Source organism: Streptomyces sp. NBC_00102, from assembly GCF_026343115.1.
Lineage (GTDB): Bacteria > Actinomycetota > Actinomycetes > Streptomycetales > Streptomycetaceae > Streptomyces.
Window position 1 is genome coordinate 1,909,987 of the sequence record NZ_JAPEMC010000001.1, and the last position, 23,908, is coordinate 1,933,894.

At 72.2% G+C, this 23,908-nt stretch carries 15 protein-coding genes and 1 pseudogene; 9 read left to right on the forward strand and 7 right to left on the reverse strand.

Annotated features, from left to right (window positions below):
- Positions 1-162 precede the first annotated feature (162 nt).
- Positions 163-1,352: pseudogene (locus OHA55_RS08465) on the forward strand (cation:proton antiporter).
- Between the two features lie 25 nt (positions 1,353-1,377).
- Here OHA55_RS08465 and OHA55_RS08470 read toward each other — a convergent pair.
- The 3 genes from OHA55_RS08470 to OHA55_RS08480 form a co-directional block, all read right to left on the reverse strand.
- On the reverse strand, positions 1,378-2,520 hold the full coding sequence (locus OHA55_RS08470; RefSeq protein ID WP_266704323.1) for a PP2C family protein-serine/threonine phosphatase: 1,143 nt from the start codon (positions 2,518-2,520) through the stop codon (positions 1,378-1,380).
- Positions 2,521-2,832: 312 nt separating this feature from the next.
- Positions 2,833-3,642 (reverse strand): Fpg/Nei family DNA glycosylase, encoded by an 810-nt coding sequence (locus OHA55_RS08475; RefSeq protein WP_266704325.1) that lies wholly within the window; start codon positions 3,640-3,642, stop codon positions 2,833-2,835.
- Positions 3,643-3,819: 177 nt separating this feature from the next.
- The gene (locus tag OHA55_RS08480; RefSeq protein WP_266704327.1) at positions 3,820-4,308 is read right to left on the reverse strand and encodes a ribose-5-phosphate isomerase; all 489 of its coding nucleotides are present in this window, start codon (positions 4,306-4,308) and stop codon (positions 3,820-3,822) included.
- Between the two features lie 223 nt (positions 4,309-4,531).
- On the opposite strand from OHA55_RS08480, the gene OHA55_RS08485 reads away from it, so the two are divergent.
- Positions 4,532-6,043, forward strand: coding sequence for an amino acid permease (locus OHA55_RS08485; protein ID WP_266704329.1), 1,512 nt, complete (start codon positions 4,532-4,534; stop codon positions 6,041-6,043).
- A gap of 73 nt (positions 6,044-6,116) precedes the next feature.
- Here OHA55_RS08485 and OHA55_RS08490 read toward each other — a convergent pair whose 3' ends face one another.
- Positions 6,117-6,710, reverse strand: a complete 594-nt coding sequence (locus OHA55_RS08490) for a biotin transporter BioY (RefSeq protein ID WP_266704331.1) — start codon at positions 6,708-6,710, stop codon at positions 6,117-6,119.
- A 291-nt stretch (positions 6,711-7,001) separates the two neighbouring features.
- Between OHA55_RS08490 and OHA55_RS08495 the strand changes: the two genes are divergently transcribed.
- The 3 genes from OHA55_RS08495 (at position 7,002) to OHA55_RS08505 (ending at position 10,913) form a co-directional block, all read left to right on the forward strand.
- A complete protein-coding gene (locus tag OHA55_RS08495) occupies positions 7,002-8,417 on the forward strand; it encodes an amino acid permease (RefSeq protein ID WP_266704333.1) in 1,416 nt (471 codons plus the stop codon).
- Between the two features lie 255 nt (positions 8,418-8,672).
- Positions 8,673-10,109 (forward strand): amino acid permease, encoded by a 1,437-nt coding sequence (locus OHA55_RS08500; protein ID WP_266704335.1) that lies wholly within the window; start codon positions 8,673-8,675, stop codon positions 10,107-10,109.
- Between the two features lie 162 nt (positions 10,110-10,271).
- A complete protein-coding gene (locus tag OHA55_RS08505) occupies positions 10,272-10,913 on the forward strand; it encodes a superoxide dismutase (protein WP_266704337.1) in 642 nt (213 codons plus the stop codon).
- Between the two features lie 125 nt (positions 10,914-11,038).
- Here OHA55_RS08505 and OHA55_RS08510 read toward each other — a convergent pair whose 3' ends face one another.
- From OHA55_RS08510 to OHA55_RS08520, 3 genes are all read right to left on the reverse strand, one after another.
- The gene (locus OHA55_RS08510) at positions 11,039-12,529 is read right to left on the reverse strand and encodes an aminotransferase class V-fold PLP-dependent enzyme (protein WP_266704339.1); all 1,491 of its coding nucleotides are present in this window, start codon (positions 12,527-12,529) and stop codon (positions 11,039-11,041) included.
- The gene (locus OHA55_RS08515) at positions 12,519-13,925 is read right to left on the reverse strand and encodes an MFS transporter (protein WP_266704341.1); all 1,407 of its coding nucleotides are present in this window, start codon (positions 13,923-13,925) and stop codon (positions 12,519-12,521) included. The genes OHA55_RS08510 and OHA55_RS08515 overlap by 11 nt, the downstream gene beginning before the upstream one ends.
- A 197-nt stretch (positions 13,926-14,122) precedes the next feature.
- The gene (locus OHA55_RS08520; RefSeq protein ID WP_266704343.1) at positions 14,123-14,773 is read right to left on the reverse strand and encodes a DsbA family protein; all 651 of its coding nucleotides are present in this window, start codon (positions 14,771-14,773) and stop codon (positions 14,123-14,125) included.
- Positions 14,774-14,902: 129 nt separating this feature from the next.
- On the opposite strand from OHA55_RS08520, the gene pepN reads away from it, so the two are divergent.
- The 4 genes from pepN (at position 14,903) to OHA55_RS08540 (ending at position 23,812) form a co-directional block, all read left to right on the forward strand.
- Positions 14,903-17,512: an aminopeptidase N gene (gene pepN / locus OHA55_RS08525; RefSeq protein WP_266704345.1), complete on the forward strand. Its 2,610-nt coding sequence runs from the start codon at positions 14,903-14,905 to the stop codon at positions 17,510-17,512.
- 241 nt (positions 17,513-17,753) lie between these two features.
- A complete protein-coding gene (locus tag OHA55_RS08530; RefSeq protein ID WP_266704347.1) occupies positions 17,754-18,911 on the forward strand; it encodes a hypothetical protein in 1,158 nt (385 codons plus the stop codon).
- A 215-nt stretch (positions 18,912-19,126) separates the two neighbouring features.
- Positions 19,127-22,432, forward strand: a complete 3,306-nt coding sequence (locus OHA55_RS08535) for a S8 family serine peptidase (protein WP_266704349.1) — start codon at positions 19,127-19,129, stop codon at positions 22,430-22,432.
- Between the two features lie 351 nt (positions 22,433-22,783).
- Entirely contained in the window at positions 22,784-23,812 is a 1,029-nt protein-coding gene (locus tag OHA55_RS08540; RefSeq protein WP_266704351.1) for an aspartate-semialdehyde dehydrogenase, read from the forward strand.
- Positions 23,813-23,908 lie beyond the last annotated feature (96 nt).

Here is a 23,908-nt window from a genome sequence, read left to right on the forward strand (position 1 = left end):
CCTGGCCGGTCTGCCGCCCGCCCGCTCGTGGACACCACCCGTCGCGGGGCGAGTTCGGTAACGTCCGTACGGAGAATCCTTGACTCCTTCTTTACCTTTCGTCTCGACTTGTCGATCTACCGAAGGGCCGGGCTCATCGGACACGCCGACACGCTCATCGCCATGGGGGGCGCTTTTCTGGCCGCTGCCGTGCTCGCCCGGGCCGGGGCCAGGATCGGGCTGCCGACCATCCCGCTGTTCATCCTGGCGGGGATGCTCCTGGGGCCGCACACGCCCGGCATCGTGCTGGTGGCGGACCCGCACGACCTGGAGATGCTCGCGGCCCTCGGACTGGTGCTGCTGCTCTTCTACCTCGGGCTCGAGTTCCACCTCGACGACCTGCGGACGGGCGGGCGCCGGATGACGATCGCCGGCGGTGTCTACCTGGCCCTCAACGTCGGCGGCGGTCTCGGCTTCGGCTACGCGCTGGGCTGGGGAACCTCCGAGGCGCTGGTGCTCGCCGGGGTGCTCGGCATCTCGTCCTCGGCGATCGTCACCAAGGTCCTCGTGGACCTCGGGAGGCTCGGGAACCCGGAGACCCGGAGACCCGGCCGATCCTCGGCATCATCGTCGTGGAGGACGTGTTCCTGGCCCTCTATCTCGCCGCGCTCCAGCCGGTCCTGTCCGGGGCGGACAGTCTGGGTTCGGCCCTGCTGGACTGCGGGAAGGCCTTCGCCTTCCTGGTCGTGCTCGCGCTGGTGGCCCGGTTCGGCACCCGTGCCGTCTCCCGGCTGATCCGGACCGAGAACGACGAACTCCTGGTGATCTCCTTCCTCGGTGTGGCGGTCCTCGTGGCCGGGATCTCCGAGTGGTTCGGCGTCGCCGACGCCATCGGCGCGTTCATGGTCGGCCTGATGCTCGGCGGCACCAGTTCGGGCGGGCGCATCCGGGGGCTGGTCAGCCCGTTGCGGGACGCGTTCGGCGCGATCTTCTTCTTCGCCTTCGGTCTCTCCATCGACCCGGGCGACCTGCCGAGCGTGGTGTGGCCGGTGCTGGCCGCCGTAGCCCTGACCGCCGCGATGAACGTGCTCGCCGGGCTGGCCACCGCGAAGGTGTACGACTTCGGCCCCCTCGCCGTGGCGAACATCGCCACCACCCTGCTGGCCCGGGGCGAGTTCGCGCTGATCCTCGCCACCATGGCGGCGGCCGCCGGGCTCGAGGAGCGGCTCTCGCCGTTCATCGCCGGGTACGTCCCGGTGCTCGCGGTCCTCGCGCCGCTCGCCGCGAGCCGTTCCTCCTGGCTCGCGCGGGTACTGCCGGGCGGGAGGTCCGGCAGGCCGGGGGACGGCGACCGTCTCTCGCTGCCGGGCTGAGCGGCACTTCGCCGGCCCGGCGGTCTCAGCCCCGGCGGGAGAGCAGGAGCAGCGCGCGGTCGTCGTTGACGTCCTTCGCGCACGCCTCGATCAGGTGCCAGGCCGCGCCCTCGAAGCCGGTGGTGACGTACCGGTCGGCCTCGCCGGTCAGCCGGTCGATGCCGTCGGCGATGTCCCGGTCGGACGCCTCGACCAGGCCGTCCGTGAAGAGCATCAGCACGTCGCCGGAGGCCAGTGAGCCCTTGACCGCGTCGAACTCCGCCCCGCCGTAGACGCCGAGCAGCGGCCCCTCGGCGGCCTTCTCCTCCCAGTGCCCGGACGCGGCGTTCAGCTGGAGGGCGGGCGGGTGGCCGGCCGAGAGGATCTCGTAGTCGCCGGTCTCCAGGTCCAGCACCAGGTGGATCGAGGTGGCGAATCCCTCGTCCCAGTCCTGGCGCAGCAGATAGCCGTTGGCCGCGGGCAGGAAGCCGTGCGGGGGCAGCGAGCCGAGGAGGCCGCCGAAGGCGCCGGAGAGCAGCAGGGCGCGGGAGCCCGCGTCCATGCCCTTGCCGGAGACGTCGGTGAGGACGACCTCCAGGGTGCGTCCGCCGTGGGTGCGGGCCGCGACGACGAAGTCGCCCGAGAAGGACTGGCCTCCGGCGGGCCGCAGCGACATCTCACAGTGCCAGCCCTTCGGCAGCCGGGGCAGCGCGCTCTGGACCCGGATGCGTTCGCGCAGGTCGAAGAGCATGGTGCCGCCGCGCCGCCAGGGCACTCCGACACGGGCCCGGAACTGGGCGAGCACCAGTCCGAAGAAGCCGCAGGCGCCGACCACGAGCACGTTGCCCGGGGTGACCGTGACATCGGCGGGGGCGGTGCCGAGGGTGAAGGACTCGACGATCAGCGCGCCGGCCGCGACCGCGTACAGGGTGAGCAGACTGGAGGGGCGGAGCAGCAGGCCACCGGCGACGATCGGCAGCACGAGGGCCGTGGGCGAGAACCATTCCGGGTTCCACACGGTGGCCAACGTGATGGCGGGAACGGTCAGCAGCAGGCCCGCGAAGGCTATCCAGTCGGCCCCGTCACCGCGGAAGTAGTCGACCCCGGACCGGCGCAGCGCGATGCGGGCCCGGTGGGCCGTTCGCCGCCACCGGGCCATGTACGCGTTCACTCCACCGCGAGAGGCCATTGTCGGGACCTTATCGACCGAACGGCCCCCCGTGCAGGGGGACCCCGGTGGGGAGGGGTACGAGATAGGGTCGCACCGCCGGTGGAGACGCTGGTAGGCGTGGCGTACGACCGAGGAACCGGGCGGCCCGGGAGCCTGGTCCGGACCGTCCCGGCGGCCATCCGGGAACATGCTTTCGATGGGGTGGATACGCACGGACCGGGGTACGCGAAGCCCCCGGCGTACGCCCGGCGGTGACGGTGCGGCAGCGGGTGCACGCGGCCTTCCGCTGCCTTCCGCTGCCTTCCGCTGCCAGGGGGGACGGCGGCGCGGTCAGCGCTTCTGGCAGGTGGGGCACCAGAAGAGGTTGCGGGCGGCGAGTTCGGCGGTGCGGACGTCGGTGCCGCAGACGTGGCAGGGGCGGCGGTCGCGCCGGTAGACGTAGACCTCGCCGCCGTGGTCGTCGACGCGGGGCGGGCGGCCCATCGCCTCGGGCAGGTGCTCGGGGCGAACGGTGTCGATCCGGTTGTTCCGGACCCCCTCGCGCATCAGCAGGCCGAGGTCGGCCCAGATCGCGTCCCACTCGGCCCGGCTGAGGTCCTTGCCGGGGCGGTACGGGTCGATGCCGTGGCGGAAGAGGACCTCGGCGCGGTAGACGTTGCCGACGCCGGAGACGACCTTCTGGTCCATCAGCAGCGCGGCGACGGTGATCCGGCTGCGGGAGATCCGCAGCCAGGCGCGCGTCCCGTCCTCCTCGCCGCGCAGCGGGTCCGGTCCGAGGCGCTCGTGTATCGCCCGCTTCTCGGGCTCGGTGATCAGCGCGCAGGTGGTGGGGCCGCGCAGATCGGCCCAGTGGTCGTCGCCCAGCAGCCGGAGGCGGACCGTGTCGGTGGGCGGCGGGGCCGGGACGGTGCCGAAGCCGAGCTTCCCGAAGAGGCCGAGGTGGATGTGGACCCAGCCGGTGGGTCCGAAGCCGAGGAAGAGGTGCTTGCCGTGGGCGTCGACCGCGTCGAGCACCCGGCCGTCGAGGAGTGCCGCGCTGTCGGAGAACTTGCCCTGCGGGCTGCTGACGCGCACCGGTCGCCCGGCGAACCGTTCGCGGTGGTCGGCGGCGAGGCGGTGGATCGTGTGTCCCTCGGGCACGGACGCTCTCCTGACGGGCGGAAGACGGGCGGAAAACAAACAGAAAACGCGCGGAAGACGGGCGGCGGGCGCGCGGCGGGCAGGCGGAAGACCCGGGAAGACGCCGGAACGGGCCGTGCCGCCGGGCGACGAGGCCGGGCGGCACGGTGGGTGGTCGGCGGGTGCGGGGCGGCCGGGTCAGCCCTGCTGCGGGTGGTGGGCGGGGATCGGCGGGAGCGCGCCGGTCTCCTCGTACGCCGCGAGCATCTCGATGCGCCGGGTGTGGCGCTCCTCGTTCGAGTACGGCGTGTTGAGGAAGATCTCGACGAACTTGGTGGACTCCTCCTCGGAGTGCATCCGGCCGCCGATGGCCACCACGTTGGCGTTGTTGTGCTCGCGGCCGAGGGCGGCGGTCTGCTCGCTCCAGGCCAGCGCCGCACGGACGCCCTTGACCTTGTTGGCGGCGATCTGCTCGCCGTTGCCGGAGCCGCCGATCACGATGCCGAGGCTGTCCGGGTCCGCGGCCGTCTTCTCGGCGGCGCGGAGGCAGAACGGCGGGTAGTCGTCCTGGGCGTCATAGATGTGGGGGCCACAGTCCACGGCCTCGTGGCCGTGGGCCGTCAGCCACTCGACGAGGTGGTTCTTGAGTTCGTAGCCGGCATGGTCCGATCCGAGGTACACGCGCATGCCGGAAAGTGTGGCACGAGCGCGGCAGGGTAGCCGTCAGCGGGGTCGGAGCCCCTCGCGGGGTCGCGGCCGGGACACCACGCGTACCGCCGCGGACCTGCGGGACCGCGGACGCGCGCGGTCCCGGCTCCGACAGGGGCGGCTCGTCGCGGTCCGCCCGGACCAGGCCGTACGGAAGGCCGTGCGCGGACCGTACGAAGGCCGTTACGTGAGGACTCCATCCATGACGTCGGAAACGGCAGTGACGGAACCGGGCGGCGATCCCGGCGGGGCGGGAACGCCGGACGGCTCCGGGAAGCCCGGTGGTCCCAAGGGCCCAGGCGGCTCAGGCGGCTCAGGCGGCTCAGGCGGCTCAGGCGGCTCAGGCGGCGAACTGCGGGCCGGGCTGAAGAACCGGCACCTGTCGATGATCGCCATCGGCGGGGTGATCGGCGCGGGCCTCTTCGTGGGCTCCGGCGCGGGCATCGCCGCCGCGGGACCCGCGATCCTCGTCTCGTACGCCCTGGTCGGCACCATGGTCGTGCTGGTGATGCGGATGCTCGGCGAGATGGCCGCCGCCCGGCCCAGCTCGGGCAGCTTCTCCGCCTACGCCGACCAGGCGCTCGGGCGCTGGGCGGGCTTCTCCATCGGCTGGCTGTACTGGTTCTTCTGGGTCGTCGTGCTCGCCGTGGAGGCCACGGCGGGCGCCGCGATCCTGGAGAGCTGGGTGCCTGCCGTACCGCAGTGGGGATGGGCGCTGATCGTGATGGTGGTGCTGACCGCCACCAACCTGATCTCGGTGGGCTCGTACGGCGAATTCGAGTTCTGGTTCGCCGGGATCAAGGTCGTCGCCATCGGCGCCTTCGTGATCGTCGGACTGCTCGCGGTCTTCGGGGTGCTGCCCGGTTCGGACAACGCCGGTTCCGGGTTCGCCCATCTCACCGACAGCGGCGGCTTCCTGCCGAAGGGGCCGGGGGCGATCCTGACCGGGGTGCTGATGGTGGTCTTCTCCTTCATGGGCAGCGAGATCGTCACGCTGGCAGCGGGCGAGTCCTCGGACCCCCGGCGCGCGGTGTCGAAGGCGACCAACAGCGTCATCTGGCGGATCGCCGTCTTCTACCTGGGCTCGATCCTCGTGGTGCTGACGCTGCTGCCGTGGAACGACCCGTCGATCGTGGAGAAGGGCAGTTACGTCGCCGCGCTCGACTCCATCGGCATCCCGCACGCCGGGCAGGTGATGGACGTCGTCGTGCTGACGGCCGTGCTGTCCTGCCTCAACTCCGGCTTGTACACGGCCTCCCGGATGGCGTACTCGCTCGGCGGCCGGGGCGACGCTCCCCGGGCGTTCACCCGGGTGAACAAGCGGGGCGTCCCGCAGGCGGCGATCCTCTCCTCGGTCGTCTTCGGCTTCGTGGCGGTCTTCTTCAACTACCAGTGGCCGGACACCGTCTTCGCGTTCCTGCTGAACTCCTCGGGCGCGGTGGCGCTCTTCGTCTGGCTGGTCATCTGCTTCACCCAGCTGCGGATGCGCCCCATGATCGAGCGCGAATCTCCGGAGAAGCCGGTGGTGCGGATGTGGCTCTTCCCGTACCTGACCTGGGCGACGATCGCGATGATCTCGTTCGTCCTCGTCTACATGCTCACCGACGACGCGGGCCGCGAGCAGGTGCTGCTGTCGCTGCTGGTCGCGGCGGTCGTGGTCGCGGTGTCACTGGTACGCGAGCGGCGCGGGCGCCGGGTGGCGGCGAGGGACTGACGGCCGAACCCGGACAGCGCGAAAGGCCCACCGGACGCGTTCCGGCGGGCCTTTCGGGGTCGTACGGACAAGCTCAGCCGCGGCGGCCGAGGAACTTCCAGGAGGCGGGCAGCGCGCCCATCGCCAGCAGGGCCTTCACGGCGTCGCCGATGAGGAAGGGCGTCAGGCCGGCCGCGATGGCGGCGCTCGCCGACATGCCGGTGGAGAGGGCGAGGTACGGGACGCCCACGGCGTAGGTGACGGCGGAGCCGACCACCATGGTGCCCGCGGTACGCAGCACGGAACGGTCGCCGCCCCGGCGGGCGAGGGCGCCGACGACGGTCGCGGCGAGCAGCATGCCGAGGATGTAGCCGAAGCTGGCGCCGCCCGCGCCGGAGGTGCCGCCGGAGAACCACGGCACGCCCGCCATGCCGACGACCGCGTACAGGGCCATCGAGAGGAAGCCCCGGCGGGCGCCGAGCGCGCTGCCGATGAGGAGCGCGGCGAAGGTCTGGCCGGTGACGGGGACCGGGGAGCCGGGAATCGGGACCGATATCTGCGCGGCGAGACCGGTGAGGGCGGCGCCGCCCATGACGAGGGCGGCGTCGACGGCGGCGCGGTTGCGGACCGCGGGCAGCAGGTCGGCGAGGACCACTCCGGTACGGACGGGGGCGGCAGCAGTGCTCATCGGGACTCCGCGGGTGAGGGTGGGGCGAACGGACGGAAGGGCGGCCTGGGGCCGAAAAGGCGGGCCTGCGGCTGACGTTAGCCGACGGGCCCACCGCTGATCACCGTGTGTCGCCCACAAAGGCGCTACCCGTCACTTGGTGAGGTTCACACAAAGGCGCGGAGGCAAGCACGCCTCGGCGTGAGCCTGATCACTCCGGCACGTGCAGCGCAGACGGCTTTCCCGAGGGCGTCTCGCTCCGTGAGACGCTGTAGGTTCCCCACTAAATCGACTCAGAGCGGCTCCACCCCCATGCGCGACGCACCACCCTCCGCCCCCGCCGAACCGCTCTCCCACGGGCTCAAGCAGCGGCACCTGACGATGCTCGGCCTCGGCGGGGTGATCGGGGCGGGGCTGTTCGTCGGTTCGGGCGCCGGGATCGCGGTCGCGGGACCGGCCATCATCGTGTCGTACCTGATCGCGGGCGCCCTGGCGATGCTGGTGATGCGGATGCTCGGTGAGATGTCGGCGGCGATGCCCGCGTCGGGCTCCTTCTCCGTGCACGCGGAGCGCGCGCTGGGGCGCTGGGCCGGGTTCAGCGTGGGCTGGCTCTACTGGTTCCTGCTGGTGGTGGTGCTGGCCGTGGAGGCGACGGCGGCCGGGCAGATCGCGCACGGCTGGGTGCCGGCGGTCGAACCGTGGGCGTGGGTGCTGCTCTTCATGGTGGTCTTCACCACGGCCAATCTCACCGCGGTGAAGAACTTCGGCGAGTTCGAGTTCTGGTTCGCCGCGCTGAAGGTCTGCGCGATCGTGGCGTTCCTGGTGCTGGGCACGCTCGCCGTCTTCGGGCTCCTGCCGGACACCGGCCCGGTGGGCCTGACCAACCTCACGGGCCGGGGCGGGTTCCTGCCGAACGGCTGGGACGGGGTGGTCTCCGGAGTGCTGACGGTGGTCTTCGCCTTCGGCGGGCTGGAGGTCCTCACCATCGCCGCCGCCGAGACGGACGATCCGGCGCGCGCGGTGGGGCGGGCGGTGCGCAGCGCGGTGGTGCGCATCCTCTTCTTCTACGTCGGCTCGATGCTGGTGATCGTGACGGTGCTGCCGTGGACAGCGCAGCAGGCGGGGCTGAGCCCGTACGTGAAGGTGCTGGACGCGATCGGGGTTCCGTCGGCCGGGCAGATCATGAACGTCGTGATCTTCGTGGCGCTGCTCTCCGCGCTCAACGCGAACCTCTACGGCTCCTCGCGGATGATCTTCTCGCTGGCCGAGCGGGGCGAGGCGCCGCGCGGGCTGCTCAAGGTGTCGGGGAGGACGGAGCGCGGCGGTGGGGTGCCGCGCCGGGCGGTACTCGCCTCGGTGGCCTTCGGATTCGTCTCCGTACTCCTCAATCTGGAGTGGCCGGACACGGTCTTCCTGTACCTGCTCAACTCGGTGGGGGCGGTGCTGCTGTTCGTCTGGGCGCTGATCGCCCTCTCGCAGCTGCGGCTGCGGCCGCGCATCGACCGGGAGGCCGCCGCGCGGGGCCCGGAGCGGGGGCCGGTGCTGCGGATGTGGTGCTTCCCGTATCTGACCTGGCTGACGCTGGTGGCGCTCTTCGCGGTACTGGTCCTGATGCTCACCGACGACTCCGCGCGCGGGCAGGTGCTCTGGTCGGCGGGCGCGACGGCGCTGGTGCTCCTCGTCTCGTGGGTCCGCGAGGTCAGGACGCGGCGGGACGCGGGCCGCTGATCCGGGCACCGTGATCGACGCGGTTTCGCGACGGCCGGCGGGGGCGGGCGGGGACGGTCCGGATGTACGTGGTGTGCGGACCCGGTGACCGTATCGCGGACACATCTGCCCGGTAGGCGGTACATCCGTTCAGATGGAGACGTCCCCCGGGCCGCCCCCCAGCCAGGAATCCTCAGCCAGGATCTTCCAGGTCAGCGGCTCGAACACCCTCGCGGTCCCACCCCCTCGGATCCGCCGACCGAACTGAGCCCGTCCATGCCCCGCACCCCCACGCCCTCCCCCACCGCCGGTCCGCCGGCGCCCTCCGGGTCCCCCGCCCCGGCCACCACCGGCGCCGACGGCTCCTCGCTCGGCAACGGCCTCCGGCAACGCCATCTCTCGATGATCGCGCTCGGCGGGGTCATCGGCGCCGGGCTCTTCGTCGGCTCGGGCGCGGGCATCGCCTCGGCGGGCCCCTCGATCGTCGTCGCCTACGCGGTCTCCGGGCTGCTGGTCATGCTCGTGATGCGGATGCTCGGCGAGATGTCGGCAGCCCACCCGGCGTCCGGCTCCTTCTCGGTGCACGCCGAACGGGCGCTCGGGCCGTGGGCCGGGTTCACCGCGGGCTGGTCGTTCTGGGTGCTGCTCTCGGTCGCGGTGGGGCTGGAGGGCATCGGCGCGGCGGACATCGTGACGGGCTGGCTGCCGGGCACTCCGCAGTGGATGTGGGTGGCGCTCTTCATGGCCGCGTTCCTGGGCACAAACCTCGCCGCGGTACGGAACTTCGGCGAGTTCGAGTTCTGGTTCGCCGCGCTGAAGGTCGGCGCCATCTCGCTCTTCCTGGTCCTCGGCGTACTGGCGATCACCGGCGTGCTGCCCGACGTGGACGCCCCCGGCTCCGCCAACCTCACGGGCGACGGCGGGTTCCTGCCGCACGGCGCGAACGGGTTCATCATCGGGCTGCTGGCCTCGGTCTTCGCGTACGGCGGGCTGGAGACGGTCACCATCGCGGCGGCGGAGTCGGAGAACCCGGTGCGCGGGGTCGCGAAGGCGGTCCGTACGGCGATGTGGCGGATCGCGCTCTTCTACGTCGGGTCGATGGCGGTCATCGTGGTGCTGGTGCCGTGGGACGACCCGAAGGTCGTGGAGAAGGGCCCGTACGTCGCCACCCTCGACCACCTGGGCATCCCGGCGGCGGGCCGGATCATGGACGTGGTCATCCTGGTGGCGCTGCTCTCCGCGATGAACGCCAACATCTACGGCGCCTCCCGGATGGCGGGTTCGCTGGTGGCGCGCGGCCAGGGCCCGAAGGTGCTCGGCCGGATCTCGTCGGGGGTGCCGCGCAACGCGGTGCTGGCCTCCTCGGTCTTCGGTTTCCTCTGCGTACTGCTGAGCTACTGGCGGCCGGACGACGTCTTCCCGTGGCTGCTCAACATGATCGGCGCGGTGATCCTGGTGGTGTGGATCTTCATCGCCCTCTCCCAGCTGGTCCTGCGCGGCCGCACCGAGCGCGAGGCGCCCCAGACGCTGGTGGTGCGGATGTGGCTCTTCCCGGTGGCGACGGTCCTCGCGCTGCTGGCGATGGCCGGGATCTTCGTCCTGATGCTCCGCCAGCCCGACACGCGTGACCAGTTGCTGGCCACCGGTGCGCTGACGGTGGTGCTGATCGCGGTGGGGCTGGTGCGGCAGCGACGGAGTGCGGCGGTGCGCTGACGGACCCCCACATCGAAACGGAGAAGAGCGGCGGCCGGGAATCCCGGCCGCCGCTCTTCTTCGTCCATCGGCCCCCCTCCGCCCCGGACGACCTTCTTCCTGTTAGCCTGCACTTGCACATAGGTTGCAATAACAACTGCTGAGCATCTGAAGGGTTCACCCATGGCCACGTACACGCTCCCGGAACTCCCGTACGACTACGCGGCGCTGGAACCGGTCATCGACCCGCAGATCATCGAGCTCCACCACGACAAGCACCACGCGGCGTACGTGAAGGGCGCGAACGACACCCTGGAGCAGCTGGAGGAGGCACGGGACAAGGAGGCCTGGGGAGCGGTCAACGGCCTCCAGAAGAACCTCGCGTTCCACCTCTCCGGCCACATCCTGCACTCGATCTACTGGCACAACATGACCGGCGACGGCGGTGGCGAGCCGCTCGCGGCGGACGGCGTCGGCGACCTCGCGGACGCGATCACCGCCTCCTTCGGCTCCTTCGCCGGGTTCAGGTCCCAGCTGACGAAGGCCGCCGCCACCACGCAGGGTTCGGGCTGGGGGGTGCTCGCGTACGAGCCGCTGAGCGGCCGGCTGATCGTCGAGCAGGTCTACGACCACCAGGGCAACGTCGGCCAGGGCTCCGTCCCGATCCTCGTCTTCGACGCCTGGGAGCACGCCTTCTACCTCCAGTACAAGAACCAGAAGGTCGACTTCATCGAGGCGATGTGGCGGGTCGTCAACTGGCAGGACGTGGCGAAGCGGTACGCCGCCGCCAAGGCGCGCGAGAACGTCCTGCTGCTCGCCCCCTGACGTCCCGGCCTGCGGATCGTCCTGCCTCGTGATCGTCTTCTCACCCTTCACCCGGCAGGCGGATGGACGGAGAGCCCCTGCGGAGACATGGTCCGCGGGGGCTCTCCCCTGTCCGTTCGGGGGTCTCAGACCCGGAACACCGCGCCGATGAACTCCGCGAGCAGTCGTTCCTTCAGCCGCCCCGGCAGGGCGTCCAGCAGCACCAGCACCGGGGCCATCCGGCCGGGGAGTCCGGCGTCCCCGTCCAGTCCGGCGAAGGCGAGCACGCCCGCCACCTCCTCCGGCCCCAGCGTGTCCGGGTCCAGCCCGGCGGCGAGCGCGGCGAGGGCGGGGTCGACCGCGACCGGCTCCAGCGCGCGGGCTGCGACCAGGGCCTTCGCCAGGTCGGCGAGGAGGGCGTCGACCTGGCCGACCGTGGCCGGGGTGAGCGTCAGGTGCAGGTTGGGCGGGAGGCCGTCGAAGGAGAGCTGGGGCTGGAGGTACCAGCCGAGCTCGCGCATCTCGTCGGCGAGGTGGAGCAGCAGGCTCAGGTCGGGCGCCCCTTCACCCGCGGGCGCCCCGTCCGGCCCGAGCACGGTGAACGCCACCAGCCCGGCGGCGGGTTCGCCGAGGACCCGGAGGCCGGGCAGGGCGCGCAGCCCGGCCAGCAGCCGGTCGGACGCCTCGGCGACCCGGCCGGCGAGCGCGGTGTACCCGTCCTCTCCGACGTGCTGGAGCGCCGCCCACGCCTGGGCGAGCAGTCCGCCGGACTTGGTGCCCTGCACGGTGGGGTTGACGACCGGGTAGCCGGGCCACCCGGCGTGCGCGAAGTACTGGTGGCGGCGGAGTTCCGCGTCCCGGTAGAGGACCACGGAGGCGCCCTTGTCGGCGTACCCGTACTTGTGGAGGTCGACGGAGAGCGAGGTGACGCCGGGCACCGACAGGTCGAACGGCGGGATGTCCCGTCCGGCGCGCCGCAGATGGGGCAGCAGCCAGCCGCCGATGCAGGCGTCGACGTGGCAGAGCACCCCGCGCGCGGAGGCGGCGGCGGCGATCTCGGTGACCGGGTCGATCACCCCGTGGGCGTACGAGGGGGTGGAGGCGACCACCAGGACGGTGCGGTCGGTGAGGGCCGCCGCCATCGCCGCGGCGTCGGCCCGGAAGGTGTCCGGATCGACCGGGACGACGACCGGTTCCACGCCCAGGTAGTGGGCGGCCTTGTAGAAGGCCGCGTGCGCGGTGGACGGCAGCACCAGCTGAGGGTCCGTCACCCCGCGTACGGTACGGGCGTGGTCGCGGGCGGTCTTCACGGCGAGCAGGATGGACTCGGTGCCGCCGCTGGTGAAGGTGCCCTGGGCGCCGGGCACGCCGAGGAGGCCGACGGCGGCGCGGACCAGGTCGTTCTCCAGCCGGGCGACACTGGGGAAGACGGTGGGGTCGAGCCCGTTGACGGTGGCGAAGGCGGTGTACGCCTCGGCGGTCAGCTCGTCGAGTCCGTCGAGACCGGCGTCGTAGACGTAGGCGAAGGTGCGCCCGCCCCGGGTGGGGGCGTCGGCGCCGCGCAGGGCCCGCAGTTCGGCCAGCACCTCGGCGGCGGGCCGCCCGGGGGCGGGTTCTGTCGTGGGGTCAGTCGGCACGGGTCAGGTCCTTCGTCAGTGCGGGAGGTGCGGGAGGTGCGGGAGGTGCGGGAGGTACGGAAGAGGGCTCGGCTTCCTCGCGGTAGCGGTGCAGCAGCCAGAGACTCGCGGCGGCGAGGACGGCGGGCAGCAGGCTCATCCCGGCGGTGATGCCGGTGAGGGCGGCGTCCGGCTGGGCGACCTCGTGGTCGGCGTCCGAGGAACGGAACCCGGTCACCGCGAGGACCAGCGCGAACACCCCGGCGCCCAGGGCGAAGGCGAGGGTCTCGGCGGCCGTCCACAGTCCGGTGAAGGTGGCGGTCCTGCGCTTGCCGGTGCGGACCGCGTCGGCGGCCAGGGTGTCGGCCAGCAGCGTGAGCGGCAGCAGCTGGAGACCGGCGTACGCGATGCCGACCGCCGCCACCGCGAGGTAGCCGAGCACCGGACCGGCGGCCCCGGTGAAGGAGAGGGCGACGGCCCCGGCGATGTACAGCAGCGAGGCGCACCACTGCGCGTACCGGGCGCCCTTGCGGCGGGCGAGCCGGTTCCACAGCGGCATGAAGAGCACCAGCGGGCCGATCATGCAGGCGAAGAGCGGGGTCACCGCGGACGCCGAACCGAGGGTGTAGGTGGCGAAGTACTGGACGCCCGCGAGCATCACGCCGATCGCCAGCGCCTGGAGGGTCCACATCCCGGCGAGGTGGAGGAAGGACCGGTTGGTGCGGGCGGCGGCGAACTGCGCGCGCAGCGAGGGCTCGGCCTCGCCGCGGGCGACGGTGGGGGCCCACCGGGTGGTGAACCAGGCGCCGAACATGCCGGCCGCGAGGAGCACGGCGACGACCACGCCCATCGTCCGGTAGCTCGCGGGGGTGTCGCCGTCGGCGTGCGCGATCGCGGGGGCCAGCGCGCCGGAGAGCAGGATGGCGACGCCGAGGAACGCGACCCGCCAGGCCAGGACCCGGCCGCGCTCTGCGGGGTCCTCGGTCATCTCGGCGGGCATCGTCACGTACGGCACCTGGAAGACGGCGTACGCGGTCGCGGCGAGCAGGAAGAGCGCGGCGACGTATCCGGCGGCGGCTCCTCCGCGCAGCGTCGGAGCGGCGAAGATCAGCGCGAAGAGCGGCGGAAGGGTGCAGGCGCCGATCAGCAGGAAGGGGCGGCGGGGGCCGCCGCGCAGCCGGCTGCGGTCGGAGACCACGCCGACCAGCGGGTTGACGAGGACGTCCCAGGCCTTCGGGAGGAAGACCGCGGCCCCGGCGACGGCGGCGGGCACGGCCAGCACGTCGGTGAGGTAGTAGAGCAGGACGAGGCCCGGCACGGTGGAGAAGGCGCCGGTGGCGAGGGAACCGAGGCCGTAGCCGACACGCACCCGGCGGGGCAGGGCGGGCGCGGGCTGCGGGGGTCTGTCGGCGGGCATGGGGCCGATCATGCGGCCACTCCACCGGGGGGACAAGGGTTCGTGTGTTGCGGGTGTGCGAACGAATCCGGGGCGGGGTGCCGGGCGCGCGCGGAGAGGGCTGCCCGGCACCCCACCCGGTGCGTGCGGGCCGGCCCGCCGACGGACGGGTGCGGGCCCGGCGGAACCGGTCGCGCACCCGTCCGTCGCCGACCGGATCAGTCGAAGATCGGGCCCTGGGTGCGGGTCCTCTTGATCTCGTAGAAGCCGGGGATGGACGCCACCAGCAGCGTGCCGTCCCAGAGCTTCGCCGCGTCCTCGCCCTTGGGAGCGGGGGTCACGACCGGACCGAAGAAGGCGACCTGCTCGCCGTCCGCACCGGGCACGGCGATGACCGGGGTGCCGACCTCCTGACCGACCTTGTCGATGCCCTCCTGGTGTGAGGCGCGCAGCTCGGTGTCGTAGGTGTCGTCGTCCATGAAGTCGGCGAGCGAGGCGGGGAGGTCCACGTCGGCGAGCGCGCCGAGGACCGCTTCGCGGGTCGGGCCCTCGCCGTTGTTGTGGAAGCGGGTGCCGAGCGCGGTGTAGAGGCCGGCGACGACCTCGTCGCCGTGCAGCTGCTGGGCGGCGACGACGACGCGGACCGGGCCCCACGCCTTCTTCTCCAGCAGGTCGCGGTACTCGTCGGGCAGCTGGTCCAGCTTGTCCTCGTTGAGGACGGCCAGGCTCATCACGTGCCAGCGGACCTCGACGTCGCGTACCTTCTCGACCTCCAGCATCCAGCGGGAGGTCATCCACGCCCACGGGCAGAGCGGGTCGAACCAGAAGTCCGCGGGGATCTTGCCGGGTGCGGTGGTGGTGTCGGGCATGTCTCTCCTTGGCAGCGTCGGTCTCCGCGCCGGACAACGCCCGGGACCGTCCGTAGATTCCCCCGGGAACACCCGGAGAGCGGCATGCGAGGATCAAACCATTCGATATCGAGTCACGAAGGAGTGCCGGTGCCCGGTGAGAACCTGTCCCGCGAAGAAGCCCACGAGCGGGCGGAACTGCTGACCGTCGACGGATACGAGATCGCGCTCGACCTGCGGTCCGCCGTCGGCGAGCCGTCCCCGGCCGAAAGCGCCGGAGGCGACGGGGCGGCCGAGGCCCCCCGCACCTTCCGCTCCGTGACGACCATCCGCTTCAGTTCGGCGCGCGCCGGTGCCTCCACCTTCGCCGACCTGATCGCCCCCGCCGTGGACGCGGTGACCCTGAACGGCACCGCGCTCGACCCCGCGGTCGTCTTCGACGGCACCCGGGTGGCGCTGGACGGCCTGGCCGAGGGCGAGAACGTCCTGGTGGTCGACGCGCGTTGCGCGTACAGCCGGACCGGCGAGGGGATGCACCGGTTCGTCGACCCGGAGGACGGCGAGGTCTACCTCTACACGCAGTACGAGCCTGCCGACGCCCGCCGGGTGTTCACCAACTTCGAGCAGCCCGACCTCAAGGCCCCCTACCGCTTCGAGGTGGCGGCCCCCGAGGGCTGGCGGGTGTGGAGCAACGGCGCCGAGGAGTCCCACGAGGGCGGGGTGTGGCGGTTCGCCGAGACCGAGCCGATCTCGACGTACATCACCGCCGTGGTCGCCGGTCCGTACCACTACGTGACCGACCACTACTCCCGTACCTTCGCGGACGGCAGCACCCTGGAGATCCCGCTCGGCGCGATGTGCCGCAAGGGACTCGCCCGCCACTTCGACGCGGACGACGTCTTCCTCATCACCAAGCAGGGCCTGGACTTCTTCCACGACCACTTCGACTACCCGTACCCGTTCGGGAAGTACGACCAGGCGTTCGTGCCGGAGTACAACCTCGGCGCGATGGAGAACCCGGGCCTGGTCACCTTCCGCGAGGAGTACATCTACCGCGGCAAGGTCACCACCGCGTCCTACGAGCGCCGGGCCAACGTCATCCTGCACGAGATGGCGCACATGTGGTTCGGCGACCTCGTCACCATGAGCTGGTGGGACGACCTGTGGCTGAAGGAGTCCTTCGCGGACTTCATGGGCTCCTTCTCGATGGTGGAGGCCACCCGCTTCACCAACGGCTGGATCACCTTCGCCAACAACCGCAAGGCGTGGGCCTACCGGGCCGACCAGCTGCCCTCCACCCACCCGGTCACGGCCGACATCCGTGACCTGGAGGACGCCAAGCTGAACTTCGACGGCATCACGTACGCCAAGGGCGCCTCGGTCCTCAAGCAGCTCGTGGCGTACGTCGGGCGGGACGCGTTCCTCGAAGGCGCCCGGCGCTACTTCAAGCGGCACGCCTACGGCAACACCCGCCTCGGCGACCTCCTCTCGGTGCTCGCCGAGACCTCCGGCCGCGACATGACGGCCTGGTCCCGCGCCTGGCTCCAGACGGCCGGCGTCAACAGCCTCACCCCGGTCCTGTCGTACGACTCCGAGGGGCGGATCGCCGAGCTCGCCGTGGTCCAGGAGGCCGCCGCCTCCCACCCGGAGCTGCGCCCGCACCGGATCGCGGTGGGCCTGTACCGGAAGGACGGGAGCGGCGCGCTGACGCGGTACGCCCGCGCCGAGACCGACGTGGCCGGGGCGCGCACGGTCGTCGCCGAGCTGGCCGGGGCCGAGAAGCCCGAGCTGGTCCTCGTCAACGACGACGACCTGACGTACTGCAAGGTCCGCTTCGACGAAGCGTCGCTCGCCACCCTGCGCGACCACCTCGGCGCGGTCACCGACCCGCTGGCCCGCGCGCTCTGCTGGTCGGCGCTGTGGAACATGACCCGCGACGGGCTGATGCCGGCCCGCGACTTCATCGCCCTCGTGCTGGCCTTCGCGGGCCGCGAGTCGGACATCGGCGTGCTCCAGATGCTCCACAACTGGGCCCACTCCGCGCTCACCCACTACGCGGCCCCGGCCTGGCGCGAAGAGGGCGGCAAGCTCCTCGCCGAGGGTGCGCTGCGCGAGCTGCGGCTCGCCGTGCCGGGCGGCCAGGACCAGCTGGCCTGGGCCCGGTTCTTCGCCTCCTCGGCCTCCTCGGACGAGGATCTGCGGCTGCTGGGCGAGCTGCTCGACGGCTCCGCGGTGATCGAGGGCCTCGACGTCGACCAGGAGCTGCGCTGGGCGTTCCTCTTCCCACTGGCCGCGCACGGGGTGGCCGACGAGTCGGCGATCAGTGCCGAACTGGCCCGCGACGACACGGCGTCGGGCAAGCGCCACCAGGTGCGCTGCCTGGCCGCGCGCCCCTCTGCGGCGGTCAAGGACCAGGCCTGGGCGGCGGTCGTGGAGTCCGACCGGCTCTCCAACGCGCTGGTCGAGGCGACCATCGCCGGTTTCGTCCGGCCCTCGCAGCGCGAACTCCTCGCGCCGTACGCCGCGCAGTACTTCGCGGCCATCGAGCGGGTGTGGAAGGAGCGCTCGATCCAGATCGGGATGGACGTGGTCTCGGGGCTGTTCCCGGGGCTCCAGGACGACCCGGCGACGCTGGAGGCGGCCGACGCCTGGCTGAAGGGGCACGAGGACGCCGCTCCGGCGCTGCGCCGCCTGGTGCTGGAGGCCCGTGACGACCTGGCGCGCGCGCTGCGCGGTCAGGAGTGCGACGCGGCGGCCTGACCCCGGCCGCTCCCCCGTGCGGGCCGTCCCCTCAACCCGAGGGGGCGGCCCGCACGGTCGTGTGCGCCCCCGGCGCGCGGGGACGCCCGTGCTCCCCGCCTGCCGCACGCGCCCGCGCAACCCCCGCACGGCAGGCCATTTCGATCATCCGCCCGCACGCAGGGGACCCGCGCTGTCCTGGTATGTCGACGGGCCTGTAACAGGGGTTAGCGGGCGGGCCGTCGGCGGAATGCCCCTCTGCATGAACCACGACACCTCCCTGTCCTCCCCCCGCGCCCTCCCCCGCACACCCGGCGCGGAACTCCGGGTGGTCACCGGCGCGCAGCTGCGGCGCCGCGGCCTGACCGCCGCGCAGGTCTCCGGACGCTGCACGCCCCGGGGGCCCTGGCAGCAACTGCTGCCGGGCGTCTACCTGCTGCACCCGGGACCGGCGGGCGGGCGGGAGCGGCTGCGCGCGGCGCTGCTGTACGCGGGCCGGCCTGCGGGCGGGCGGCGCGGCGGGGAGAACACCTCCGGGGCCGCCGAAGGGACCTCCGCCGACGCCGGCGCGGTGGTCGCCGAGGGCGCGGTGGTCACCGAGGGCGCGGTGGTCGCCGAGGGCGCGGTGGTCACCGGGGTGGCGGCGCTGGCGCTGCACGGCTTCGCCGCCGCGCCGCCCGTACCGGCGCTGGCCAGGATCGACGTACTGGTGCCGCGTACCCGGCGGTTGCGGGCGGTGGGCTTCGTACGGGTGGTCCGTGCGGCCCTCCCGCCCACGCCGCTGGTGGTCGACGGGTTTCCGGTGGTGACCGCGGAGCGGGCGGTGGCCGACGTGGTGGCCGGGCTCGACTCCCCGGCCGCGGTACGCCTGCTCCTGGCCGAGGCGGCCCGCGACGGCCACTGCGAACCGGCCTCGCTGGTCGCGGAGTTGAGCGCGGCGAAGCTACTGGGCCGGCCGGCGGTGACCCGTGCGGTGGAGCAGCTGCTCGCGGAGGGCCGGAGCCTCGCCGAGGGGCGGCTGTACGCGATGGTGCGGGCGTACGGGCTGCCCGAGCCGCTGTGGAACGTGGACCTGCGGCTGCCCGGCGGCCCGCACCTGGGCAGCGTGGACGCCTACTGGCCCGAGGAGGCGGTGGCGGTCGAGCTGGACACCGCGCGTGCGCCCCGGTACGCGGCCGCCGCCCCGTCCACCCCGTGGCCCGCCCCGCGCGGGTCGCGGGGCCGGGCGGAACGCGGGCCGGGCCCGGCCGCGCGCGCGGTGCGGCGGGAGCATCTGGAGCGGCTCGGGGTGACGGTGGTGCGGCTCCCGGCGGAGGGGCTGCGCGAGGCGGCGGAGCGCCAGGCGGGCGTGGTAAGGACGGCGCTGTGCGCGGCGCGGGACCGGGAACCCGCAGCGTACGTGGTGGCGTTGCCGCGCTGAGCGGAGCGGGGGGCTCCGGGCGGGAAGGGCCCGCGGTCGTCGACGAGGGCATGATCTGCCACCTTTTCTCCCCGGTGACGCAGGGGCAACGGTGGCGGATCTACGCCATGTCGTCTACGCGCCTCCGTCAACTCTCCACAAAACCCTGTCGGGTACGAAAGGGTGAGCGGTCATCCGGTATCGAATTCCGGACTCTTTCTTTCCGATTCACAGGGATGCTGATGACCAACGATTCCCCCGGCTCCATATCGGCGGCAAGACGCGTGGCCCGGGTGGCCGCCGCGGCGGGTCTGGTGGCAGCGCTCGCCACCGCCGGCACCGCGCCGGTCTTCGCCGCGGACGACCCGGCCGCGACCCCCGTCAAGCCCTCCGCCACGAGCGATTCGGGTGACAAGCTCGGCAAGTCCGACGCCGAAGTCCTCGCGCAGGCCCAGGCCCAGGGCGAGAAGTCGGTCACGCTGATGGTCGCCACGAAGCCCGGCGCGACCGAGCAGGTCAAGAGCCAGCTCGACGCCGTCAGCGGCGCCGTACCCGGCATCACGTACGACAAGCTCGGTTACGTCCGGGCGACCGTGCCGACGAAGACGGCGAAGGCCACCATCGCGTCCGCCTCGAAGCTGTCGTCGGTGCTCGGCATCGACCTCCAGCAGGAGATCGAGCTGGACGACCCGACGCCGCAGGCCGACCGCGCCCAGGGCGCCAAGAAGGCCACGACGTCCACCACCTACGCGGCGCCGTCGAAGAAGACGCCCGCGAAGAACCCGTACAACCCGTCCTTCGAGACGGGCGCCGTCGACTTCGTGAAGCAGAACCCGAAGGCGGACGGCCGGGGCATCACCATCGGCATCCTGGACTCCGGTGTGGACCTCGCCCACCCCGCGCTCCAGAAGACCACCACCGGCGAGCGCAAGATCGTCGACTGGGTGACCGCGACCGACCCGGTCAGCGACGCGGACGGCACCTGGCTGCGGATGACGCAGTCGGTCTCCGGCCCCTCCTTCACCGTCGGCGGCGCCACCTACAAGGCGCCGGCCGGCTCGTACAAGTTCAGCCTGTTCCGCGAGTCCGCCACCAACGGCGGCGAGATGGCGGGCGACCTCAACCGCGACGGTGACAACACCGACAGCTGGGGCGTGCTGTACGACCCGGTCGCGGGCACGACCCGGGTGGACCTGAACAACAACGGGGACTTCTCCGACGACACGGCCCTCAAGCCGTACAAGGACAGGTTCCAGGTCGCCTACTTCGGCACGGACGACCCGCGCACCGACGTCGCCGAGCGCATCCCGTTCGTCGTCGAGACGCGCAAGAACGTCGTCTACAACGCGGCGGGCGCCACCTCGGACTACGTCAGCATCGGCGTCATCGAGGGCGAGCACGGTACGCACGTCGCGGGCATCACCGCGGCCAACGGCCTGTTCGGCGGCGCGATGAACGGCGCGGCCCCCGGCGCGAAGATCGTCTCCTCGCGTGCCTGCACCTGGACCGGCGGCTGCACCAACATCGCGCTCACCGAGGGCATGATCGACCTCGTCGTGAACCGCGGTGTCGACGTCGTCAACATGTCGATCGGCGGCCTGCCGCCGCTCAACGACGGCAACAACGCCCGCGCCGAGCTGTACAAGCAGCTCATCGACATCTACGGCGTCCAGCTGGTCATCTCGGCCGGCAACGACGGCCCGGGCGTCAACACCATCGGTGACCCCGGTCTCGCCGACCACGTCATCTCGGTGGGCGCGTCGATCTCCAAGGACACGTGGGCGGCCAACTACGGCTCCCTCGTCACCAAGAAGTACGACATGCTGCCCTTCTCCTCGCGCGGTCCGCGTGAGGACGGCGGCTTCGCGCCGATCATCTCCGCCCCCGGCGCGGCCATCAACACCACGCCGACCTGGCTGCCCGGTGTTCCGGTCAAGGAGGCGGGCTACACCCTGCCGGCCGGCTACTCGATGCTCCAGGGCACGTCGATGGCCTCCCCGCAGGCCGCCGGCGCCACCGCGCTGCTGCTCTCCGCCGCGAAGCAGAAGCACATCGACCTGGCCCCGGCCGATCTGCGCACCGCGCTGACCAGCTCGGCGACCCAGATCAAGAACGTCCCCGCGCTCGCGCAGGGTTCCGGTCTGATCAACATCCTGGACGCGTGGAAGCTCATCAAGAAGGGCGCCACGGCCAACGAGTACACGGTCAAGGCCCCGGTCGACACCTCGATCGACTTCGCGCTCAAGGACCCGGGCTTCGGCACCGGCCTCTACGACCGTGAGGGCGGCCTGAAGACCGGCCAGAAGAAGACGTACGACGTGGTCATCACCCGTACGACCGGCGCCGACCGCGACGTCGCGCACAAGCTGTCGTGGAAGAACGACGACGGCACCTTCAAACTGGTCGGCCCGAGCACCGTCCGTCTGCCGCTCGGCACGCCGGTGACCGTGAAGGTCCAGGCACAGCCGCGCTCGGTCGGCGCGCACAGCGCCATCCTGGAGGTGAACGACGGCAAGACCGTGGGCGTGGACCAGCAGATCCTGACCACCGTCGTCGTCGCCACCGACATCAAGGCCCCGACGAACGCGTTCGCGGCGTCCGGCTCGGTGCAGCGCAACAGCACCACGTCGTACTTCCTGAACGTGCCGGAGGGCGCCAAGACGCTGGAGGTCGCGCTCAGCGCCCTGCGTTCGGGCAGCCAGACGCGGTTCATCTCGATCCACCCGTACGGAGTGGCGATCGAGGACAGCTCCACGATCTTCTGCTACCCGAACTACGAGAGCCCGACCAACACCTGCCGTCCGGACGCGCGTTCCTACCAGGACCCGCAGCCCGGCGTCTGGGAGATCGAGGTCGAGGCCCGTCGTACGTCGCCGCTCCTGGACAACCCGTTCAAGATCGACGTCGCGCTGCTCGGCGCCACCTTCGACCCGGCGGTGCAGACCATCGCCGAGGCGAAGATCGGCACCCCGACCGCGGTGAACTGGACCGTGACCAACGAGGCCGCCGCACTGACCGGCCGCCTCCGGGGCGGGTCGCTCGGTTCGGCCGCGGTGGAGCGCCCGTCGATCTCGACGGGTCAGGCGCAGCAGTTCGAGGTCACCGTCCCCGCGGGTGCCGAGAAGCTCGACGTCGCCATCGGCTCCACCTCGGACGCCAACGCGGACATCGACCTGTACGTCTTCCTCGGTGACACGCAGGTCGGCGCCTCGACCACCGCGGGTTCCGAGGAGTCGGTGAGCATCGCCTCCCCGCCCGCCGGTACCTACACGGTCCTGGTGGACGGGTACGACGTTCCGTCCGGCACCACCGCGTACGACTACCGCGACGTGTTCTACTCCGCGGCGCTCGGCACGATCAAGGTCGACGAGTCGACGCCGGTGAACCTGGCGGCCGGAGCGTCCGCCCAGGTCGGCGCCGAGGTCACCGTCGCCGGTGCGGCCCCCGAGGGCCGGCAGTTCTTCGGCGAGGTCCAGCTCGTGAACGCCCACGGCACCGCCGCGGGCACGGGCAGCGTGGTGATCGGCAAGGTCACCGAGTAGCACCTCCGCCCGGCCGGTCCTCGCGACCGGCCGGGTGGACCGGCGGGGCGGGCGCTCTCACGGGCTCCCGCCCCGCCGTGCGTCCGCTCCCGATCCCCCGCGCGGCACCGTACGGGCGGGAGAGCCCCGCTGTGCGCCCGTACGGGTCCCGCCGAAGATGTTCGCCCCCCGGGCCCGCGCGACGGCAGAACCTGCGGCCCGGGCCCCACCCGTCCGCAGGCCGGACAATGGATTGGACAAGGTGGGCAGGGACATACGCATCATGGGGCGGCAAAGGGCCGCACCCCGCCCGCCCCACCAGGGACGACGGGACAGCCCCCAGGGCCGCACACACGTACAGAGGAGTCTTCCGTGAAGGTCGGAATCGTCGGCGCCACCGGTCAGGTCGGCACAGTCCTGCGCAAGATCCTGGCCGAGCGGGAGTTCCCGGTCACGCAGCTGCGGCTGTTCGCCTCCGCACGCTCGGCGGGCTCCACCATCGACTGGAAGGGCACCGCGGTCACGGTCGAGGACGCCTCCACGGCCGACTACACGGGCCTGCAGATCGTCATCTTCTCCGCCGGCGGCGCCACCTCCCGGGCACTGGCCGAGAAGGTCGCCTCGCAGGGCGCCGTCGTGATCGACAACTCCTCCGCCTGGCGCATGGACCCCGAGGTCCCGCTGGTCGTCTCCGAGGTCAACCCGAAGGCCGCGCTGGAGCGCCCCAAGGGCATCATCGCCAACCCGAACTGCACCACGATGGCCGCCATGCCCGTGCTGCGCCCCCTGCACGACGAGGCGGGCCTGGAGACCCTCACGGTCGCCACGTACCAGGCGGTCTCCGGCTCCGGTGTCGCCGGTGTCTCCGAGCTGCACGGCCAGGCGTCCAAGGTCGTCGCCGACGCGGACAAGCTGACGCACGACGGCGGGGCGGTGGACTTCCCGGAGCCCGGCGTCTACAAGCGCCCGATCGCCTTCAACGTGGTGCCGCTGGCCGGCTCGATCGTGGACGACGGCTCGTACGAGACGGACGAGGAGCAGAAGCTCCGCAACGAGTCCCGCAAGATCCTCGGCATCCCGGAGCTCAAGGTCTCCGGCACCTGCGTGCGCGTACCGGTCTTCTCCGGCCACTCGCTCCAGATCAACGCCCGCTTCGCCCGCCCGATCAGCGTCGAGCGCGCCTACGACCTGCTGAGGGACGCCGAGGGCGTCGAGCTCTCCGAGATCCCGACCCCGCTCCAGGCGGCCGGCAAGGACCCCAGTTACGTGGGTCGCATCCGGGTCGACGAGACGGTGGAGCACGGTCTGGCGCTCTTCGTCTCCAACGACAACCTCCGCAAGGGCGCGGCTCTGAACGCGGTGCAGATCGCGGAACTGGTGGCGGCCGAGCTGAACGGCTGACCCGGCGGGGCGACCCGTACGCGTCCTGGGGGCGGCCACCGGCGACCGGTGGCCGCCCCCTCGCGCGTCCGCCCGCCCGACTGCCCGACACCGCAG

What these genes read in the sequence shown, in the direction of transcription:
- OHA55_RS08520 (WP_266704343.1), bottom strand. Translation starts at nt 14,773, where the DNA reads ATGCCCGACACCACCACCGCACCCGGCAAGATCCCCGCGGACTTCTGG.
- OHA55_RS08515 (WP_266704341.1), bottom strand. Translation starts at nt 13,925, where the DNA reads ATGCCCGCCGACAGACCCCCGCAGCCCGCGCCCGCCCTGCCCCGCCGG.
- OHA55_RS08490 (WP_266704331.1), bottom strand. Translation starts at nt 6,710, where the DNA reads ATGAGCACTGCTGCCGCCCCCGTCCGTACCGGAGTGGTCCTCGCCGAC.
- OHA55_RS08485 (WP_266704329.1), top strand. Translation starts at nt 4,532, where the DNA reads ATGACGTCGGAAACGGCAGTGACGGAACCGGGCGGCGATCCCGGCGGG.
- OHA55_RS08505 (WP_266704337.1), top strand. Translation starts at nt 10,272, where the DNA reads ATGGCCACGTACACGCTCCCGGAACTCCCGTACGACTACGCGGCGCTG.
- OHA55_RS08470 (WP_266704323.1), bottom strand. Translation starts at nt 2,520, where the DNA reads ATGGCCTCTCGCGGTGGAGTGAACGCGTACATGGCCCGGTGGCGGCGA.
- OHA55_RS08530 (WP_266704347.1), top strand. Translation starts at nt 17,754, where the DNA reads ATGAACCACGACACCTCCCTGTCCTCCCCCCGCGCCCTCCCCCGCACA.
- OHA55_RS08535 (WP_266704349.1), top strand. Translation starts at nt 19,127, where the DNA reads ATGCTGATGACCAACGATTCCCCCGGCTCCATATCGGCGGCAAGACGC.
- OHA55_RS08500 (WP_266704335.1), top strand. Translation starts at nt 8,673, where the DNA reads ATGCCCCGCACCCCCACGCCCTCCCCCACCGCCGGTCCGCCGGCGCCC.
- OHA55_RS08495 (WP_266704333.1), top strand. Translation starts at nt 7,002, where the DNA reads ATGCGCGACGCACCACCCTCCGCCCCCGCCGAACCGCTCTCCCACGGG.
- OHA55_RS08480 (WP_266704327.1), bottom strand. Translation starts at nt 4,308, where the DNA reads ATGCGCGTGTACCTCGGATCGGACCATGCCGGCTACGAACTCAAGAAC.